The organism is Paraburkholderia pallida (assembly GCF_004524855.1).
Classification (GTDB): Bacteria; Pseudomonadota; Gammaproteobacteria; order Burkholderiales; family Burkholderiaceae; genus Paraburkholderia; species Paraburkholderia oxyphila.
In genome coordinates, this window is the sequence record NZ_CP038149.1 from 833,393 (window position 1) to 852,593 (window position 19,201).

Consider the following 19,201-nt stretch of genomic DNA (forward strand, 5'->3'; position numbering starts at 1 on the left):
AAGCACGCGACGCCGGCGGGATAGAACGTTTGCGACAAGCCCCAGGGATATGCCGCACTTGTGTCATTCGGCAACAACAGCCGCTTCGTGAGCGTGCGAGCGCGCAATGCGGTACGCGCCCGGCGAATCGTCGAATGTCTTGCGAAATTCGCGGCCGAAATGCGAGGCGTCGGAGAATCCGCAGGAGATCGCGATATCGGCGATGGTGCGGTCGGAGGCGCTCAGCATCCAGGCGGCCATGCGCAGGCGCATCTGGCGTCCGTAGACGTTAGGCGACTTGCCGGTCTCGGCAAAGAATAGTCGTTCGAGCTGCCGCACGGAGGTATCCACGCGCCGTGCGAGCTCCGGGAGCGCGAGCGGATTGCCAATGTGCTGCTCCATCACGAGTATGGCCCGGCGCACCTTGGGATGCGAAGCGGGATCGAGACCTGGCGGGTAGGGCTGCGGGGCGCTGCCGCGCTGGGCATCGTCGACGATCAGGATGCGCTGGGCTTTCTGGACGATGCTGGCGTCGAAATGCCGTAGCAGAATCGCGGCGGCGACATCGATCGATGCGCGGCCGCCTGAACAGGTGATGCGCCGGCGGTCGATCACGAAGAGCCGGTCGGCGATCAGGCTGGCTTCGGGAATGTCGGGAAAGCGTTCGACGAAGTCCCAGTAGTGAAACCAGCTCACGCAGATGCGGTAGTCCTGCATGATGCCCGCGCGTGCCAGCGCGAACGCACCCGTGCAGATGCCGACGATCGTCGCGGAGGTGGCGGCCGTCGCGCGGATGAAGCGCAGCGTCGCGTCGCTCGCCGAGGGGCCCGAATGCAGCAATCCCCCCACGACCACCAGGTAGTCGAACGCGCCGGCTTCGTCGAACGTGACCCACGGGGTCACCTGAATGCCGCAGCTCGCGCGGATCGGCACGAGCGATTCCGCGACGAGGGTCCAGGTGCAGCGCACGGGGCGGCTCATGTCTCCGTCGTCGCTTGCGAGGCGAAGGAGATCGACGAAACCCGAAAAGGCCGTCAACGTGAAATTCGGCAACAGGACGATGCCGAATCGAAGCGGCCGTACCGGTTCCGGGTGGGTGGGGGCGATCAGGTCCGGCATGGAGAACCAAAGTTGAACGACGCTGCGTGGCTCACGAAGCGGCTATGCCACGCGTTGCGCGCCGGTGATTCGGTCACAGCCGCCGCCATGAAATGGGGCTTTTTGCACCTAGGCGGCTTTGCCCAGGACTATCGCTTCATGTTCGGCGAACGCGCCTCGGACACGGTCCGCCGATGCCGCGCCGATCAGGCGAAGCTCAGCGGTACCTCAAGCCCTTCTGGAATCGCATAGTCCGTCATATGACGGCGCGAAAGCTCCCAATGCGCCTTCACGAGCTCGCCGGCCCGCTCGGCGTCGCGGCGCTCGATGGCGTCGATGATCTCGTCGTGCTGGTTCGCCGCCTGATGCATTTCATGCTGCATGCTTTCGGAGGCGGGGTAGCGGTAGAACGTCTTGCCAAGTCGCGCGTGGTCGATCAAAAGACGCCGCAGGCTGGGCATCAGATAATCGTTCTGCGCCATCCTGCCGATCTCGAGATGGAACTGGTCGTTGTAGAGCACGCGATTGTCCACGTCGTCTGCATCGATCGCCTGGCGGAACCGTTTCTGGATTTCCTTGAGCCTGGCAATGTCCGCTGCGTTCGCATTGGCCGCCGCCAGTTGCGTCGTCGCGACGTAAATGAGCGGTGCAGCCAGAAAGAAACTGCGCAGCGAGTGGTAGTTCATCGACGAGACGCGCGCCGCGCGATTGGCTTCCAGCTCGATATAGCCTTCGGCGGCCATCTGGCGCATGAGCTCGCGCACGGGCGGCCGCGACAGACCGAATTCATCGCACAGGGCCAGTTCGTCGACTACGGCGCCTGGCTGCAACTCCATGCTGACGATCCGGCGGCGCAGGGTGTCGGCCAGCACGGCCTTGCGGTCGAGAGGAACGGTCGTGTCGAGCGGGGATTCGTCGGGGCTTTGTTTCATCGAAATTCTCTGTCTACTTTCTGTGTACTATAAATCGCCGGACGAAAATTCACCATACGACGCGCACTGGCGGCGCTATGAATGCAAGTCTGCCCCCAATTCGCGCCGGGGGCGCGTGGCCATCCAGCAGAGCATCGATCCACCGCAGACCATCAACGCACCGTGCCAGAACGGCTCGGACAGGGGAGCGTGCAGGAGCAGCGCGGCCACGGCTGCGGAGAGCACAGGGATGAAATACGACGCGCCCACGAGTACCGTGGCGTTGCCTTGCAGAATGCCGATGTTCCATGCGGCGTAGCCGAAGCCCATCGCAGCGGCGGCGAGCAGCAGATAGACGATCGCGTGAACGTCGAACTGCATCGCGCCGCCGCCATCGATCGCATACTTGGCCCAAAGCAGCGCGGACGTCAGGATGAAGAACGGTGTCACGGCGTTCTTGCCGTTCGCCATGCGCGCCGTCACCGTGCAGTAAGCCGCCCAGATCAACGCGCCGGAAAACGCCAGGCCGTAGCTCAGAGGGTTGTCCTCGACGTTCTCCAGCATGCCCGGCAAGTCGATGCCGTGATCGCCGCCGAGCACCCAGCCGATCCCGATCATCGAAAGCACGAAGCCGGGCACGACGAGCAGGTTGGCCCTCTGCTTGTTGAACACGATGGCCGAAACCAGCGTGAAAGTGGGCCACAAATAATTGACCATGCCCACTTCGATCGCTTGCCTGCCGTTGTCGGCATAGCCGATGGACAGCGACAGGCACAGTTCGTAGGCCACGAATAGCAGGCCGCCCCAGAGCAGGTAATTGCGCGGAAATTGCCTGAGATTGGGGAGGCCCACGGTCAAGGCGAGAAAGACCGATGCCACCGTGTACAGCATGGCGGCGCCACCGGTGGCGCCAAGGCTTTCGCTGACACCCCGGATGAGAGCGACGACCGACGCCCACAACATGATTGCGACGAGGCCGATCAGCGTGGCCGTGTCCTTGTTTTTCATACTTCGAACCTGCTTGTGATGATGCCGGGCCGCCACGGCGCGCCGCGGCGGCCAACGTGGCATGGCCGGTCGCGACCATCGTGAATGGTCACAACCGGTAGCGCTTTAACTGCGTACCAACGCGCTTACGCGCTCACCGCCGGCACGTCGATCCAGATGGTCTTGATCTCGGTGTACTGGTCGTGCGCCCAGACCGACTTGTCCCGTCCGCCGAAGCCCGACTCCTTGTAGCCGCCAAACGGCGTCGTGACATCGCCTTCGCCGAAGCAGTTGACCGTCACGACCCCGGCGCGAATCTCGCGCGAGAGGCGGATCGCGTGATTCAGATTGCTGGTGTAGACCGAGGCGGCGAGTCCATAGACCGAGTCGTTGGCCAGTTCGATCGCTTCGTCGATGTCGTTGAACGTCGTCACCGAGAGCACCGGGCCGAAGATCTCTTCCTGGAACAGGCGGCTGTTCTGGCCGACGCCGTCGACCACGGTCGGCTCGACGAAAATGCCGTGCTGCGTGTCGCCGCCGAATGCGATGGGCAATTGTTCGGCCTGGGCCTGGTCGAGATACGAGCGGACCTTCTCGAAATGGGCCTTGCTGACCATCGCGCCGATGCGGTGCTCCGGATCGAGCGGGTCCCCCATCTTCCACTCGCGCATATGCACGCCGATCCGTTGCAGCAACTCGTCCTTCACGCTCGCATGCACGATGAGGCGCGACGACGCCGAGCAGTTCTCGCCCATGTTCCAGAACGCACCGTTGACGACGTGCTGCGCAACCGCGTCCAGATCGTCCGCGTCGCTGAGCACCACGGCAGGATTCTTGCCGCCGCATTCGAGCACGATGCGCTTGAGATTGGACTCGGCCGCATAGTGCAGGAAGCGGCGGCCCGTCTCGGTGGAGCCGGTGAAGCTGACCATGTCGACGTCGGGGTGCCGGCCAAGCGGCTCGCCAACGTCCTTGCCGCCGCCGGGCAGCACATTGAAGACGCCAGCCGGCACGCCCGCTTCGTGGGCGAGCGCGGCCACGCGAAGGGCCGTCAAGGTGGTTTCCTTCGCCGGCTTCACGACGATGGAGCAGCCGGCCGCGAGCGACGGCCCGATTTTCCACGCGAGCATCAGCAGCGGGAAATTCCAGGGCAGCACGAGGCCGACCACGCCGATGGGCTCGCGCACGACCAGCGAGCGCGCCCGCGCCCACCGGCGCGGTGGAGTCGTAGATCTTGTCGATCAGTTCGGCATGCCAACGAATCGTATGGATCGTCTCGGCAACGTCGGTGTTCTGGCATTCGCGGATCGGCTTGCCGCTGTCGAGACTCTCCATCGTCGCGAGCTCGTGCGCGTGTTGCTCGAGCAGATCGGCGAACTTCAGCAGGATCGCCTTTCGTCGCGACGGCGGCAGGCTGCGCCAGCGGCCGTCCTTGAACGCCGCCCTGGCCTTCGCGACCGCGAAATCGACATCGGCGGCGTTGCACGCGGCGATCTGCGCGAGCACCGCGTCGGTGGCCGGGTTGGTCGTCTGGAACGTCTCACCCGAGCTCGACGGCTGGAAAGCGCCGTCGATGAATGCCTGGGTCGGGAACGGCAGCTTCGCGGCTAGCGCCGCGTATTCCGATGCGCTGAGCAGAGAAGACATCAGGCCTCACCTCCAACGACCGAAGCGACCTCGCGCTTGAGTACCGCGACGACGGTCTGCAACTGCTGCTTTTCCTCTTCATTGAGCGCCTTGAGCGGCGCGCGCACGCCGCCGCTGCGCAGCCCCACGATTTCGCAGCCGTGCTTGATGGACTGCACGAACTTGCCGCCTTCGAGGAAGTCCATCAGCGGCAACATCGCGGACATGATGCGGCGGCCCTTGTCGAAGTCCTTTTCCACCGCGCAGGCCTGGTACAGTGCGATGTGCTCGTGCGGCAGGAAATTCGAGCCGGCGCAGACCCAGCTACGCGCGCCCCACGCGAAGAATTCGAGCGCCTGGTCGTCCCAGCCGCACGACAGGCCGAGATTCGGGAATTCGCGCGCCAGCATGTGCAACTGTCCGGTTTGCCCCGAGCTTTCCTTGATCGCGACGAAGTTCTTCGACGCTTCGCAAACGGTGCGGAAAAACTCGCGGCCCATCGAGACGCTCATACGGCCCGGATAGTTGTAGAGCATGATGGGCAGATCCGCCGCGCGATCGATCGTGAGCGCGTGCTCGGCATTTTCCTGTTCCGTCGGCAAGGCGTAGGGCGGGGAGCCAACGAGAATCGCATCCGCCTTGATCGCCCTGGCCGCCTTCGCATATTCGACGGAATCTTCGGTGCGCACGGCGCCGGTGCCAATGATCAAGGGAACGCGCGAGCCGATCACTTCCCTGGCCAGGCTGCCGAGGTCGAAACGTTCCTGCGCAGTATGCGCGTAGTACTCGCCCGTCGAGCCGCCGATGATGATGCCGTGGACGCCCGCCGCAATCAGCGATTCGAGCACTTCGGCAAAGGCCTTCTTGTCGATCTCGCCGGCTTCGGTGAGGGGGGTGATGGCCGGGGTGTAGATGCCTTCAAAGTTCATGATGGTGTTCCGCAAAATTCAAAACTGCCGTGTTGACGAAAGGGGCGCCGTCGCACAGGTGAGGGCGCCGCCACCGGGGTTGTGTCAGTGATTGAGCGAAGCGGCTTCTTGCAGGCTCAGCGAGCGCGTCTCGGGGGCGAGAGCGAGCGAGGCAACGAGGCCGATGAATGAGACGGCTGCCGCGGCATACATGGTGTTGCCGATACCGACGGTCTGCAGGGCGACGGGCACCAGCCACGTGCCGATTGCAGCGCCGATGCGCGAGAGCGAGGCGCCCATGCCGACCGCGAATGCACGGATATCGGTCGGGAAGATTTCGTTGGGATACACCAGTTGCAGCACCTGGGCGCCGCCGATCAGCACCGCATAAGCGCCGAACAACACCAGAATCAGCCACGCCGAGCCGTTCGAGGAGGCACCCAGCGCGAGCAGGGCGAGTCCCGACCACAGGAAGCTGTGGATCACCATGGCGCGGCGTCCCAGCACATTGATGACGCGCGTCGCGATGATGCAGCCGACCACGAACAGCAGCGTGATCGCAACGGAGCCGAGCGATTCCCACTGGCCGGTCAAGTGCATTGCCTCGAGCACGCGCGGTGCGAACGAGTAGACCGCGAACACGGGAATCACGGAGCAGCTCCAGAACACCGAGACAAACAGCATGCGTTTGCCATAGCCGGAATGCAGCAGCGCCCAGAGCGAGATCTTCTTCTCCGCTTGTTCCTCGGGCAGGTTGCGCAGCGAGAACGACGGGCCGTACACCTTCTTGATGATCGCTTCGGCTTCGGCATTGCGGCCTTTGCTGAGCAGCCAGCGCGGCGACTCGGGCGTGCCGATGCGCACGAGGAACAGCACGAGACCGATCACGGCGGGACTCGCGAGCACCCAGCGCCATGCGTCGGGGCTGCCGCTGCTCAGAATGAGATTGCCGACGATATAGGCGAGTGCCGCGCCAAGGAACCAGATGATCGTCAGCATGGCGAGGCGCGGACCCCGGTACTTGCGCGGCATGAATTCGACGAGCAACGAACCCGCCACGGGATACTCGATGCCCACGCCGATCCCGATGAGAAAGCGCAGCACGAACAGCGCTTCTCCCGAGTGGACCCAGAACTGCGCGATCGAGCAGACGAAGAAAATGACGGGCCCGAAGAAGTAGGGCTTTTGTCGCCCCATGCGATCGCTGAGCCAGCCGCCCGCGAATCCACCGAAGAAAATGCCGATCAGCGCCGAAGCGGCCACCATGCCTTCCCAGAAGCTGGTAAGCCCGAGCGCCGCGGAAAATTGCACCATCGCCACACCAATGATGCTCAGGACATAGCCATCCATGAGCCAGCCGCCGCTCGAGCGGATGGTGAGTAACTGATGAAATCCATTGAGCGGAACATCTTCAATGGATACGTGATTGTTCGACATTGCGTGTCTCCTTCCATGAAATTGGGCGCAAAGCGTCCTGGCGCGAGCCATGGATGCTGCGTTCCGAGCTGGTAGTTCAAGGTTCGATCGGTCGATTCGCCGATTATTTGGTATCCAAACTAATAGCCGCCACCAGGTAGCCGGGCCGGTGACGCAGGGTGTTCAGCTTTCGAGCCCAGCCTTGCGTTGCCCCCACCAGAGCGTCGCGTTGACGCCGATCGAGAGGAACGGCTCGGGCGGGGCCTTGTTCGGTCCCGATGTCTTGAGCAGGAAATCGGTCAGGTCATTCGGCTTGCCCGCAAGCCAGTCGGCGAGCAGCGTGCCCGTCACGGTCCCGCGCGTAATGCCGAGTCCGTTGCAGCAGAGCGCGCCATAGACATTGGGCGCGAGTTGCCCAAAAAAGCCTTTGTGGTTCTGCGAGAGCGCGAGCGAACCGCTCCACGTGTATTCGAAATCGACATCCGGCAGCATCGGGAAGCGCCGCTCGAACGACAGACGGTGGCGCTCAGCGAAGCGGGGCAGATACTGTTCCTTCGGGCGGCCGTCGGGATTGAAGGAAAAGCTGTTGCGCACGAGGATGCGGTTATCGTGCGTGCGGCGCAACGTGCTGCCAAACGGATCCGCGGGGATGACGCCCCAGAACGGCTTGCCGCCGAGCTGCGCCTGTTCGGAGGCGGTCAGCGGCCGGGTGAGGCTCGCATAGAGGAAGACCGGCAGCATGGTGCGCTGAAGAAAGCCGAAGCGCATGCCGAACGCGTTGTTCGCCAGCACCAGCTTGTCCGCGATAATGCGGCCATGCCGATGCGCGAGCACGATCTTCTCGCCGTACTCCACGTTCGTAATGGGTGTATGTTCGTACAACGTAACATTGGGTGGCAGGCAGTCGGCCAGGCCCTTGACGAGCGCCGAGGGCTGAATGAGCACGGTGCCGGGCGTGAACAGCGCCTTGCGATAGAACGACGTCCCGATATGCGCGGGCAGGTCCTTGCCCTCGATCACTTCATACGCCTGGCCGAGCTTGTCGAGCCCACGGCGATAGGCGTCGAGCACGGCCACGCCGCGCGCTTCGACGGCGGCCTGATATTTGCCGGACGCGCTCATATGGCAGTCGATGCCATGCTTCGTAACGAGCTCGCGCAGGATCGTCTGTCCCAGCACGTTGAGCTTCAGCGTGGTCTTTGCCGTGGCGATATCGCCGATGTAATCGTCGGCGCCGATGTCGTGCGGCAAATCGATCGCAAAACCCGCATTCCGTCCCGAGGTCCCGAAGCCGACTTCCTGCGCCTCGACCAGCACGACCTCGTCGTCGGGGAAATTCAAGGCGAGCTGCCGTGCCGCCGCGAGTCCGGTGAAGCCGGCGCCGACCACTGCCCAGCGCGCTTTCGATTCTCCCGTGTGGCTCGCCCTGGGCGTGCGCGCTCGGCTGGTGTGATACCAGCCGCACATCCTGTCGTCTGCGGGAAGCGAGGTAACCGTTTGCATATCAAATTCCAATGTCGCTTTTGAATCTCATTGCGCCTTCGGGTGGCGCGCCCAGTCTGAATTCACATGGTAAGAATTTGTGTATACATACTGTAGACGAAGTATAGGTTTCAAGTAGACGAAGTAAAAATAAGGGTTTACGTGCTCGGATCCGTTGTCAGCGGGGACTTCATTGCCCGATCGATGGGATAAGGGTTTACCCTTGATTCAGGGCGGCGAAGGCGTAAATAGGCGGGTGCGGCGCGTGATGGCGACACCGGGGACGCGCAAAATGCGGTCAGACCTGGGGGCGTGTTGCCGTGACGGATGACGAGATATGTCGCGATCGTTCTACGGTTGGTCGAAACGGTTCTATTGCGCCGACGCTTCGGTTGAAGGCGTGCGGTCGGCGGCACGCTGTTTCAATTTCCCCAGAGTGGTGGGCTCATGGTGGTGTCGTAGTCGTCGAACATGATGTTGAAGCTGACACTCACGCGTGCCTGCGCACTCGTATTCGGCGGCACCGAATGCGCCAGCCAGGCCGGAAATAGCAGCAACGTCCCTTCGCTGACGGGCAATACCACCTGATCGGTGTTGTAAGCCGTCAACTCCGTGACGGGTGGACGAATCACGCTCGTCTGCGGGCGCGGATCGTGGAAATGGATCGTGTCGGCACCGGCCTGGGTGCGCAGGTAATACGCACCGCTCAGGAAATTGTTGGGATGGCAGTGCATCGCGTGCGCCCCGCCCGGGTCCAGGACATTGACCCAGCATCCGGTAATGTGAAACGGCGCGTCGGCGACTTTGAGAAACGCAAGGACGTCGCGTGCAGCGCGTTCGATATGCGCGGTCAGCGCGGCAAACGCAGGCTTTCTATGTTGCTGGTGGCCCGATTGCCATGCGGCGCCAGTACGGGTGCCGACGCCGCTGCGGACCAGGCTATCGACATAGGCCATCAGCGCCAGGTCAAGCGATTCATAGCACGCCTGTTCGAGGCGACGACACCATACGAAAGTCGGAAAAAGTCGGACGATTTCCGGGGCGGCGGTTTCCATTGCCGGTTGCGCAACGCGCTAGTCGGGACGCTCATCGTTCACTATAGGCCCGCAACCAGCAAGCGCGTGGTGCCTGCTGTTTGCCTCGCGATCTATTGCGCCGGAGTCGAATCCAGCAGCTCGTCGGCTTCGCGCTGCAATGCGTCGCCTTCAGCCGAGCGTTGTGTGTGGTTGAGCAGCGTGCCGAGATTGCGCAAGGTGCGCGCTTCATCCTGGCGCCACGTGAGCGGATCGTCGTGTGCGAGCTTGCGGTACAGATCCAGCGCGCGGCGCCACGCGTCCTCCGCCTCGCGCGGCTTGCCCGTGCGGTTGTAGAGCACGCCCAGATTGTTCAGTATCCGCGCCTCGTCAGGCTGGTACGTGGTCGGCGCTTCGCGCGCGAGGGCATGAACGATCTGCAGCGCTTGTTGATCTGCCTGCAGTGCCCTGGCCGGTTGCCGTTCGAGACGGTACAGCACGCCCAGATTGCCCAGCGTACGCGCCAGATCGGGTTGGTAGAGCGCGGGGCTTTCGCGCGCGAGCTGTTGACGGATCTTCAGGGCTTCCAGGTAAGCATGCTCGGCGTCCGGCAGCCGGCCGTTTGCGCTGTAGAGGTTCCCGAGGTTGTTCAGCGTGCGCGCGAGCGCCGGACGCCACGCGGCGGGGTTCTCGTGTGCGAGCGCGCGCTGGATGCCGAGCGCTTCGAGATACGCGCGCTCCGCGTCGCGCGTGCGCTGTGTCGCGCTGTAGAGGATGCCGAGGTCGTTGAGCGTCGTCGCGACGGCGGGCCGGTACGTGGCCGGGTCCCGCTGGGCCAGCGCGCGGTCGAGGCCGAGGGCCTCCTGCCACGCGTCAGCCGCGTCCTGCAGACGTTGCGTGTCGCGGTACAAGGTTGCGAGGCTGTCGAGCGTGTTAGCCACTGCGGGACCGTAGGCAGAAGGATTCGCACGCGCGAGCGCCCAATAGATTTCGAGTGCGTGCAGCCACGCGGCTTCGGCTTCCTTCGGCTGCTTCTGCAGCAGATACAGACTGCCAAGCTTGTCGAGCGTGCGCGCGACGGCGGGCTGCCACTCGGCGGGCTTCTGTTGCGCGAGCGTTCGATACTGGATCAGCAACGCGCGATACACGGGCTCCGCGCGCCCGGGCTCGTGCTGCACGAGCAGCGTGTCGGCGAATGCGGTGGCGATGTCGATATCGTCGGGTTGCTGCGCATGGGCCTTTTCCAGGTAGGGCAGCGCGTTCCATGGCATGAAGCGGAGCAGTTCGATGCTAGCCGCTTCGTCGTTGCGCGCCGCGGATAGCTGGGCGGTGCCCGGTGCAACCGCGGCGAGCCGCGTCAGCAAAGCCAATGCGCTATCGAGATCGAGGCGCCTCGCGGCTGCGTCGAGCTGCAGTTCGGTGGGATCGGTGCTGCGCGTGACCGACAACCTGTGAAGCAGATCTTGATAGCGCGTGCTCCATTTCGAAGCTTCGGCTGCGGCGTCGATATCGGTGCGCGTCCTGATCTGCGATGCGAGGCTTTCGAGGATCGCTTCGAAGTTGATGAACGTGGCGTCGTTTGCGGCTGGGTCCTGGCTGGTCTGCGAGAAGACCGCGTGCAGCATCACGTTGGCCGCGCTCGCCAGCGCTACGCGTTGCGCGGCGGAGAGCCCGTTGCTTTTCACCACGCGGTTCAGGCGTTCAGTGGCGCGCGTTAACGCGGGCGCGGAGAGCGTGCAGCCGGTCCGCACTTCGAGTCCAGCCTTGACGTCGACCTCGGAGAACGACGGCACACACGCACCGGCTACCGCCGCAGCGGCGCATGTCATGGACAGCGCAGCCAACGCGATGCCGCACAGAATCTTGGGCGCACTCATTTTCAGCGAGGCCTGCACGATGGCTGGGACAGCATTGCGTGGCGCATGACTTCGCCTCGAAGGCGGGAGTGTCATCGTGTGTACACATTCTATCGAATACCGTCGAGCCATTTGGGTGCGCGGCAGCTTGCCTTGTCAGATGAAATGCTGCGCCTATACTTTTTAATTGCCTGAGGATTGACCGGTTGTTAGTGGGCCCCCGATTCGATGGTGCCGCGCGACGCGGGCAGCGGGGCGAACCCGATTCGGGTTCGCGGCCTGCAAGGCAGGACCATCGGCGAAACGGTAGTGAACACCAAAGGGAGATCGCGGATGAATGCCACAATTGCTGCGCGCGAGCCGCAGACGCTGGTCCGTTTCGTCACCAGGGCCTACGCCCGTTTCCTGCTGGTTGGCTTTGCCCTGTTGCCCGCTTACCTGATTGCCTATCTGTACTTCTTCCAGAATCCCGCGCTCAAATTCGAAGATCATCTGTTCCACGAGATCGCAATCGCGGCCGCAACGCTCGAAGGGCTGTTCGTCGCCTACGTAACATGGCAGTGCTACCGGTCGTCCGGCGAGCCTCTGCTCCGCTGGCTGACGCTAGGCTTTCTGGGCTTCGTGCTCATCTATGCGCTGCACGGCATCTTCACCGGCATGGCGCATCACAACATGTGGCTGTTCCTGCTTTACGGTCCCGCGTCGCGTTTCGCGATGTCGGCTTTGCTGTTGGCGGGGCTGCTGTCGTACAACCACCCGCCCGACAGCACCGCAAAGCGTTCCGATCCTCGCGGCTGGCTCGCGTGGATCGCGCTGTTCGTGGTGGTGGACCTGGCGGTCGCCTGGGTGGCGTATTCCCCGATCGCCGGCAGCCTCGCGGTTCGGCTCTCGATGGAAGGCGGGGCGATGATTCTCTCCGCGCTGAACGTCGCGGCGCTGATGCTGCGCAGGATCCGCACGCCGCTGATGGTCATCTACGGCATCTCGATCACGTCGTTCGCGCTGGCGTCGCTCGCCTTCATTCTCGGGCGGCCGTGGAACCACATGTGGTGGCTCGCTCATGCGATCTTTGCCGCCGGATTCTTTCTGCTCAGCTATGGTGTGGTGCAGGCGTTTCACACTACGCGCTCGTTTTCGAACATCTATAGCCAGGAAGAACTGATGGCGCGGCTTGCCGAGGCCACGGCGCGTACCGAAAGCGCGCTGCAGGAACTGCAGCGCACCAACGAGAAACTCAAGCACCTGGCCGCCACCGACCCGCTCACTGGCGCGGCCAACCGGCGCCAGTTCATCGAGCGCGTGGAAGCCGAAATCGGCCGCGTGAGGCACGGCGGCACGACGTTTTCCCTGCTGGCACTCGACCTCGACAATTTCAAGGCCATCAACGACGCGTATGGGCACCTGGCAGGCGACGAGGTGCTGCGCGAGTTCGTGCACAAATGTCTCGACGCGATTCGCCCGTACGACGGCGTCGCGCGCGTGGGGGGCGAGGAATTCATGGTGCTGCTGCCGCAGGCCGGTCTCGACAAGGCGCTCGCGATTGGCGAGCGCATCCGCTCGTCGGTCGCCGGCAGTGCGTTCAACGCCGGCAGCGGAAAGCCGGGTGAGGTGACGGTCAGCGTCGGCGGCTCGCAGTTCGGCCGCGACGGCAACACGATCGACACGATCCTGCGCGTGGCCGACGAGCGGCTTTACAGCGCGAAGCATCTGGGGCGCAACCGGGTCGTGATCGCATAGGGATCGGGGCCGAGAATCCGCCTTGCCCGCAGCGCCCGCCAGGCATGCCGTGACCTGGCGCCGGACGCGAATAAAGGGCCGTGCGAGATTCGCAATGCCCCGCTCGCCGGCCAGCCAGAGGCAACTATACTGGTATCGTCTGACGAGACGGACATGTCCCGCGCGCTCGAACGCCCCGTGCAGCGTTGCCCGGGCGGCGTGCCGACCCCGCCTCGTCATTCGGAGGGGGTGATCATGGTTTCGGCTCACAACGTGCCGCACTGGCCGTCGCGGCGACGCGCGCAACGCGTCGGGCGCACCGCGACAGCAACAACCACGAAAGGGCTGTCCGGACCCGGGCAGCTCAACCATGGCTCGGGAGACGCCGCTGCTTCCAGCAGTAGCACCGTTGAGGAGCGCACCGACGCGCTCGACGAAGCGAACAGCATCGCGGTCAACGGCCCGGTCGTGTTTTACCGGCTGCGTGGCGAGCCCACACTGCCGCTCATCGAAATCTCGCACGACATCACCCAATTCGGCCATGACCGTGACGCACTGATGGCCTCGCCTGGCGGGCTGCCGGCGCTAGTCGACCCGCGCGACTGGCCGGGCGTCGAGACGGCCATGGCACGCGTGCTGGACAAAAGCGTCACGCAGGCATCCGTCGAATTTCGCCTGCGCACGGGCGACGGCAACTGCCGCTGGGTCGAGAACCGGTTCACGGCCGTGCGTGACGCAGACGGACGGCTCATCGAAGTGGAGGGGATCATCCTCGACCTGACCGCGATGCGGGCGGCGGAGGAAAAGATCGCGCGGCTTGCGGGCACCGATGCACTCACCGGACTGGCAAACGCATCGGCTTTCACGCACCGGATGCGTCATGCTCTCGCGGCCACCGAGCGCGGCGCGCTACCGTTTGCAGTCCTGCATTTGGGCCTCGATCATTTCGGATCGGTCAACGACACGCTCGGGCACCCGCTCGGCGACCGCTTGTTGCAGGAGGTCGCGCAGCGCCTGAGGGGCTGCACGGGCGAACGCGATCTCTTGGCCCGGCTCGGCGGCGACGAGTTTGCCGTGCTGCAGACCGAGGCGGCCGAGGCACTCGACGCCGGCATGCTGGCGCAAAGGATCCAGACGGCACTGGCGGCGCCCTGGTGCTTCGGCGGCAACGAAGTCCGTATGACCAGCAGCATCGGCGTGTGTCCGTGCTTCCGGGGCAGCGGCAGTGCGCAGGAACTGCTCAGGCAGGCCGATCTGGCGCTCCAGCGCGCCCGGCGAGCCGGCGGCAACCGCTATTGCTTCCCCTCCGGCAGGCTCGATCATGCCGTGCGCGAAACGATGAGGCTGGCTCAAGACCTTTGCGGCGCGCCGGATCGCGGCGAGCTGGAGCTTCAGTACCAACCCGAGGTGGAGCTGTCGTCGGGAAGCATCATCGGTATGGAGGGGCTGGTGCGCTGGCATCACCCGACGCGCGGCCTGCTCGGGCCGGACGCCTTCATGCAGCTCGCCGAGCACACCGGCAACATGGCGGCGCTCGGCCACTGGGTGCTGGATGAGGCGTGCCGCCAGATGCGGATATGGCGCGATGAAGGGATTGCCCCGCTGATGATCGCAGTCAACCTGTCCTCGTGCGAGCTCCTGAACGGGGAGGCGTTGGTTCGCGACGTGGCCGGAACCCTCGCGAAATGGCGGCTGGCCCCGTCCGATCTCGAGTTCGACGTGACTGAGGCCACTCTGACCCGGCTCGCGTGGGCGCGCAACGACGTGCTCCGCGCGCTGCGCAAGCTCGGCGTGAAGATCGCCATCGACGGCTTTGGCAGCGAATTCGCGACTTACGAGTACGCCCGGGCCTGGCAGGTCAATCATCTGAAGGTGGCCCGATCGGTCACCCAGCGCCTGACTGGCGATGCCCCGGGCGCGGCGACGATCCGGGGTATCGTCAACGTGGCGCGCGAGGCTGGCATTGGCGTGATTGCACAGGGCGTGGAGACCGAGCAGCAGCGTCTGCTGCTCGCAGGCACCAATCGGGCGACGAGAGCGCAGGGCTTCCATTTCAGCCGGCCAGTGGGCGCCGCGGAAGCGGGCAGGTTGCTGCGCGAGGGCCGCATCGCGGGATCGCCGGGACGGTGAAGACGCGTCACTGGCCGTCGTCAAAGCGCTTCGACATGCTGATGAAAATCGATCGCCTGCCGATTCCGCCGCTGGAATCAGGGGGAGATGGGTGAAGCTTCTCACGAAGCGCGCAGCATCTTTACGCCGGGATTACACTGGCACAGAGCAGGTGCCAGCTAGAGGAGAAAGCCATGAGTGACCTCGGCCCGGAAAATACGTTTCGGGGATTGCCTCTGACTGCTGAGCAGGATGCGGAAGTGAGGCACTACATCAAGGTGCAAATGCAGCATCACCTTCCATGGGACACGCCCGAGCTGCGCGCGATGCTCAGGGACATGATCCAGCCCCCTGAGGTCGCTGACGAGGAAGATGATGCCGACGCAGACGAAGCGAGGGCAAGCGCCGAGCGCGCGAGGGCATCGATCGATGACGCGATCGAGCCGGATGAGGCGAGCGAGGAATGGCATGCGGCCATCGAGTCGGAAAACATGAAGCACCCGAGGGGCTGAGCGGGCGAGTGAATTGTGTGGCCGTCCGCATTCAAAATCCCAACATTATATTAATAATGTCAAATATATACGGTTTGATTGTTAAGTTTCTAACGGTTTACGTTGTATTACTAATAAAAATGGATGTGCCGATCCGAAATCAGGAAAACAAAAAGGGCGATGCGCTTACGAAGCGCATCGCCCTCTGTCTTCTACCAAGGCTCGGTCCGGTCACATCGTCTTCAACGCCGACCGTTTGAGCTTGCCCGTCTCGGTTCTCGGCAGCGCGTCGATAAACGCGACCAGCCGCGGGTACTTATAAGCCGCCACCGCGTTCTTTACGAAGCTCTGCAGCTCGGCCACCATGGCGTCATTGCCCTCGAAACCGGGCCGCAGCACGACAAAGGCCTTCACCACCTGTCCGCGCAATTCGTCGGGCACGCCGGTCACGCCGCATTCCGCCACGGCAGGGTGCTGCATCAGCACGGTCTCGACCTCCGGCCCGGCGATGTTGTAGCCCGACGAGACGATCATGTCGTCGGCGCGCGCCTGGTAGTACACATAGCCGTCGGCGTCGATGGTGACGGCGTCGCCCGGCAGATTCCAGCCGTCGCGCACGAACTTTATCTGCCGCTCGTCGGCCAGATAGCGGCAGCCCGTCGGCCCGCGCACCGCGAGGTTGCCGGTGACGCCGGGCGGCACCGGCTGCATCGCGTCGTCGAGTGCCTGCACGACGTAGCCCGGCACCGCGCGGCCGATCGAGCCGGGCCGCACCTCGCCGCCCGCCGCGGAAATGAAGATGTGGATCAGCTCGGTGCCACCGATGCCGTCGATCATCTCGATGCCCGTCGCGTCGCGCCACAGCTCGCGTGTGGCCTGCGGCAGCGCCTCGCCGGCCGATACCGTCTTGCGCAGGCTCGAAATGTCGACGTCCTTAACGAGCGGCGCCATCTGCCGGTAGAAGGTGGGCGCCGTGAACACCGTCGTCGCGCGAAAACGCTCGATGGTCTGCAGCAGCAGCGCGGGCGTGAGTTTTTCGATCAGCACCGTGGAGGCGCCCACACGCAACGGGAAGCAGAGCAGGCCGCCCAGCCCGAACGTGAAGGCGAGCGGCGGCGTGCCGCAAAACACGTCGTCGGCAGTGGGCTTGAGCACGTGGCGCGGGAACAGGTCGCACATCGCGATCACGTCGCGATGGAACTGCATGCAGCCCTTGGGCGTACCCGTCGTGCCGCTCGTGAAGGCGATCAGGCAGACGTCGTCGCTCGCCGTGTCGCACGCCGTGAATTCGGCGGGCTTGGTGGCGGCGCGGCTCTCCAGGCTTCCGGGGGTGTCGTCGTGGAAGTAGCACACCTGCGCGAGCTCGGCGCAGAAGAATTCGTCGTCGGGGTTCATGCAGCGCGCGAGCTCGTCGGCGAGGCGCACGTCGCAGAGCGCGGCGCTCACGTGCGCCTTGTCGGCGATCTGCTTGAGCTCCTTCGCGCGCAGCAGCGGCATGGTCGGCACGACCACGAGCCCCGCCTTCAACGAGGCGAGCAGCGCGATGGCCATCTGCAGCGTATTGGGCCCGCGCAGCAGCACGCGGTTGCCGGGCTTCAGGCCCATGTCTTCCACCAGCACATGGGCGCTGCGGTCCACGAGCGTGCGCAATTGCGCATAGGTGGTCGCCTGCGGCTTGCCGTCGACTTCGGACCAGATGGCCGGGCGCTCGCCGTGCCCGGCCTCGATGGCGCGGTCCAGCAACTCGGCCGCGCAGTTCAGACGCGCCGGGTAGGCGACGTCGGGATTGTCGAGCAGCATCACGGGCCACTGCGCCTCGGGCGGCAGGTGATCGCGTGCGAAGGTATCGACGTGAGCGGACGGTTGCATGGTGTCTCCGGCCAGGTTGTGAACAGTCTCTTGTGGTGTGCTGTTGCTGCGTGCGCGGCTTTTAGCGTCGCTTACTGGCTCGACAGGCGGGCGTCGTCGGGAATCACGGCCGTTGCTTCGATTTCCACCTTCGCGTCGTCTTCCATGAGCGCCACTACCTGGATGGCGCTCATGGCGATGTCGTAATCGCCGATCAGCTCGCGAAACGCCGCGCCGATCTCCTTGAGCGATGCCAGGTACTCCTTTTTATCGGTGACATACCAGGTCAGGCGCACCAGGTGCTCGGGCTTGCCGCCCGCCGTTTCGAGCACGGCCACGATGTTGCGCAATGCCTGCACCGCCTGCGCGCCGAACTCGCGGCTCGTGAAGCGCGCGTTCTCGTCCCAGCCGATCTGGCCGGCGATATAGACCTGGGTGCCCACGGCGGCGACACCGTTGGCATAACCGCGCGGCTTGACCCAGCCTGCGGGAAGAAGAGCTTTTTTCATGAATGTCTCGCGTCCGGTTTTGCGTGCATTAGTCGTGCGGCGAACAAGGCGTTCAGGCCGCCGGATGTTCCGCGTGGTACTCCTTGAGCAGGTCGCGTCCGACGATCAGTTGCTGAACCTCGGTCGCGCCCTCGTAGATGCGCAGCGAACGGATCTCGCGATAGAGCGACTCCACGATGTTGCCGCTTTGCACGCCCATGCCGCCCCAGAGCTGTACGGCCGCGTCGATCACCTGTTGCGCGCCTTCGCTCGCATGCCACTTCGCCATGGCGGCTTCGCGCGTGACGCTCACGCCCTGGTCGCGCAGCCAGGCGGCGCGATAGACGAGCAGGGCGCTGCTGTCGATGGTGAGCGCCATCTGTGCGAGCTTCGCCTGCGTCAGCTGAAAATCGCCGAGCGTCTGATTGAACATCTGGCGCGACGCGGCGCGCGCGAGGCCTTCGGCCATGGCGCGGCGTGCGAAGCCGAGCGACGCGGCGGCCACCGAGGTACGGAAGATGTCGAGCGTGCGCATGGCGATCTTGAAGCCTTCGCCCGGCGCGCCCAGCATCTGGCTCTTCTTCACGCGCGCGCCGGTGAAGCGCAGGCGCGCGAGCGGATGCGGCGCGATCACGTCGATGCGCTCGGCAATCTCGAGCCCCGGCGTGTCGGCGTCCACGACGAACGCGCTGATGCCGCGCGCGCCCGGCGCTTCGCCGGTGCGGGCGAACACGACATAGAAGTCGGCGATGCCGCCGTTCGAGATCCACGTCTTCTCGCCGTCGAGCACGTAGTCGTCGCCCTCGGCGCGTGCGGCCAGCGCCATCGCGGCAACATCGGAGCCCGCGTTCGGCTCGGAGAGCGCGAAGGCGGCAATCGCTTCGCCCTGCGCGACGCGCGGCAGGTAGCGCGCCTTCTGCGCGTCGTTGCCCGCGAGCGAGATCGCGCCCGAGCCGAGGCCCTGCATCGCGAGCGCGAAGTCGGCGAGGCCGGAATGCTTCGCGAGCGTCTCGCGCAGCAGGCACACGGCGCGCGTGTCGATGGTGTCGCCGTGGCCGCCGTACGCGGTGCCGCCCACGCCGTAGCGCAGCCAGCCCGCCGCGCCGAGCTTGCGCACGAGCGCGCGACAGGTGTCGTCCACGTTGTCGTGCGGGACGTGCGCGAGATGCTCGCGCGCCCACGCTTCGACATCGGTGGCGAGCGCGCGATGGCGCTCTTCGAAGAACGGCCACGCAAGCGCGCCGTGCAGCGTGTTGTCAGCCGCTGCGCTCAA

General features: G+C 64.5%; 14 protein-coding genes and 1 pseudogene. 3 read left to right on the plus strand and 12 right to left on the minus strand.

Annotated elements, in window-relative coordinates; genetic code table 11:
* Window positions 1–63 precede the first annotated feature (63 nt).
* The 9 genes and pseudogenes from E1956_RS19010 to E1956_RS19055 all read right to left on the minus strand — a co-directional run bounded on the left by E1956_RS19010 (window position 64) and on the right by E1956_RS19055 (window position 11,297).
* Entirely contained in the window at window positions 64–1,098 is a 1,035-nt protein-coding gene (locus E1956_RS19010) for a GlxA family transcriptional regulator (protein WP_134751907.1), read from the minus strand.
* A gap of 185 nt (window positions 1,099–1,283) precedes the next feature.
* A complete protein-coding gene (locus E1956_RS19020) occupies window positions 1,284–2,009 on the minus strand; it encodes a GntR family transcriptional regulator (protein WP_134751909.1) in 726 nt (241 codons plus the stop codon).
* 75 nt (window positions 2,010–2,084) lie between these two features.
* Window positions 2,085–2,996, minus strand: coding sequence for an aromatic amino acid DMT transporter YddG (yddG, locus tag E1956_RS19025; protein WP_134751912.1), 912 nt, complete (start codon window positions 2,994–2,996; stop codon window positions 2,085–2,087).
* Window positions 2,997–3,121: 125 nt separating this feature from the next.
* Window positions 3,122–4,622: pseudogene (locus E1956_RS19030) on the minus strand (aldehyde dehydrogenase).
* Window positions 4,622–5,530: a dihydrodipicolinate synthase family protein gene (locus E1956_RS19035; protein WP_134751914.1), complete on the minus strand. Its 909-nt coding sequence runs from the start codon at window positions 5,528–5,530 to the stop codon at window positions 4,622–4,624. The pseudogene E1956_RS19030 and the gene E1956_RS19035 overlap by 1 nt, the downstream one beginning before the upstream one ends.
* An 84-nt stretch (window positions 5,531–5,614) precedes the next feature.
* Window positions 5,615–6,946 (minus strand): MFS transporter, encoded by a 1,332-nt coding sequence (locus E1956_RS19040; protein ID WP_028222689.1) that lies wholly within the window; start codon window positions 6,944–6,946, stop codon window positions 5,615–5,617.
* 162 nt (window positions 6,947–7,108) lie between these two features.
* Window positions 7,109–8,428 carry an NAD(P)/FAD-dependent oxidoreductase gene (locus E1956_RS19045; RefSeq protein WP_134751916.1) on the minus strand — a complete coding sequence of 440 codons (1,320 nt, stop codon included), beginning with the start codon at window positions 8,426–8,428 and terminating at the stop codon, window positions 7,109–7,111.
* A 401-nt stretch (window positions 8,429–8,829) separates the two neighbouring features.
* On the minus strand, window positions 8,830–9,462 hold the full coding sequence (locus tag E1956_RS19050) for a 2OG-Fe(II) oxygenase family protein (RefSeq protein ID WP_134751918.1): 633 nt from the start codon (window positions 9,460–9,462) through the stop codon (window positions 8,830–8,832).
* Window positions 9,463–9,554: 92 nt separating this feature from the next.
* Window positions 9,555–11,297 (minus strand): tetratricopeptide repeat protein, encoded by a 1,743-nt coding sequence (locus E1956_RS19055; protein WP_134751920.1) that lies wholly within the window; start codon window positions 11,295–11,297, stop codon window positions 9,555–9,557.
* Window positions 11,298–11,609: 312 nt separating this feature from the next.
* Here E1956_RS19055 and E1956_RS19060 point away from each other — a divergent pair, with 312 nt between their 5' ends.
* The 3 genes from E1956_RS19060 (at window position 11,610) to E1956_RS19070 (ending at window position 15,613) form a co-directional block, all read left to right on the plus strand.
* Entirely contained in the window at window positions 11,610–13,013 is a 1,404-nt protein-coding gene (locus E1956_RS19060; RefSeq protein ID WP_134751922.1) for a GGDEF domain-containing protein, read from the plus strand.
* Window positions 13,014–13,166: 153 nt separating this feature from the next.
* Window positions 13,167–15,122, plus strand: coding sequence for a putative bifunctional diguanylate cyclase/phosphodiesterase (locus E1956_RS19065; RefSeq protein WP_134751924.1), 1,956 nt, complete (start codon window positions 13,167–13,169; stop codon window positions 15,120–15,122).
* Between the two features lie 173 nt (window positions 15,123–15,295).
* Entirely contained in the window at window positions 15,296–15,613 is a 318-nt protein-coding gene (locus E1956_RS19070) for a hypothetical protein (protein WP_134751926.1), read from the plus strand.
* Between the two features lie 210 nt (window positions 15,614–15,823).
* Here the strand turns inward: E1956_RS19070 and E1956_RS19075 are convergent, their stop codons facing one another.
* From E1956_RS19075 to E1956_RS19085, 3 genes are all read right to left on the minus strand, one after another.
* Entirely contained in the window at window positions 15,824–17,461 is a 1,638-nt protein-coding gene (locus E1956_RS19075; RefSeq protein ID WP_134751928.1) for an AMP-binding protein, read from the minus strand.
* Between the two features lie 71 nt (window positions 17,462–17,532).
* Window positions 17,533–17,949: a RidA family protein gene (locus E1956_RS19080; RefSeq protein ID WP_028222680.1), complete on the minus strand. Its 417-nt coding sequence runs from the start codon at window positions 17,947–17,949 to the stop codon at window positions 17,533–17,535.
* Window positions 17,950–18,001: 52 nt separating this feature from the next.
* Entirely contained in the window at window positions 18,002–19,201 is a 1,200-nt protein-coding gene (locus tag E1956_RS19085) for an acyl-CoA dehydrogenase family protein (protein WP_232071831.1), read from the minus strand.

Coding starts and splice junctions, on each gene's coding strand:
- E1956_RS19010 (WP_134751907.1), bottom strand. CDS start 1,098: ATGCCGGACCTGATCGCCCCCACCCACCCGGAACCGGTACGGCCGCTT.
- E1956_RS19020 (WP_134751909.1), bottom strand. CDS start 2,009: ATGAAACAAAGCCCCGACGAATCCCCGCTCGACACGACCGTTCCTCTC.
- yddG (WP_134751912.1), bottom strand. CDS start 2,996: ATGAAAAACAAGGACACGGCCACGCTGATCGGCCTCGTCGCAATCATG.
- E1956_RS19035 (WP_134751914.1), bottom strand. CDS start 5,530: ATGAACTTTGAAGGCATCTACACCCCGGCCATCACCCCCCTCACCGAA.
- E1956_RS19040 (WP_028222689.1), bottom strand. CDS start 6,946: ATGTCGAACAATCACGTATCCATTGAAGATGTTCCGCTCAATGGATTT.
- E1956_RS19045 (WP_134751916.1), bottom strand. CDS start 8,428: ATGCAAACGGTTACCTCGCTTCCCGCAGACGACAGGATGTGCGGCTGG.
- E1956_RS19050 (WP_134751918.1), bottom strand. CDS start 9,462: ATGGAAACCGCCGCCCCGGAAATCGTCCGACTTTTTCCGACTTTCGTA.
- E1956_RS19055 (WP_134751920.1), bottom strand. CDS start 11,297: ATGAGTGCGCCCAAGATTCTGTGCGGCATCGCGTTGGCTGCGCTGTCC.
- E1956_RS19060 (WP_134751922.1), top strand. CDS start 11,610: ATGAATGCCACAATTGCTGCGCGCGAGCCGCAGACGCTGGTCCGTTTC.
- E1956_RS19065 (WP_134751924.1), top strand. CDS start 13,167: ATGTCCCGCGCGCTCGAACGCCCCGTGCAGCGTTGCCCGGGCGGCGTG.
- E1956_RS19070 (WP_134751926.1), top strand. CDS start 15,296: ATGAGTGACCTCGGCCCGGAAAATACGTTTCGGGGATTGCCTCTGACT.
- E1956_RS19075 (WP_134751928.1), bottom strand. CDS start 17,461: ATGCAACCGTCCGCTCACGTCGATACCTTCGCACGCGATCACCTGCCG.
- E1956_RS19080 (WP_028222680.1), bottom strand. CDS start 17,949: ATGAAAAAAGCTCTTCTTCCCGCAGGCTGGGTCAAGCCGCGCGGTTAT.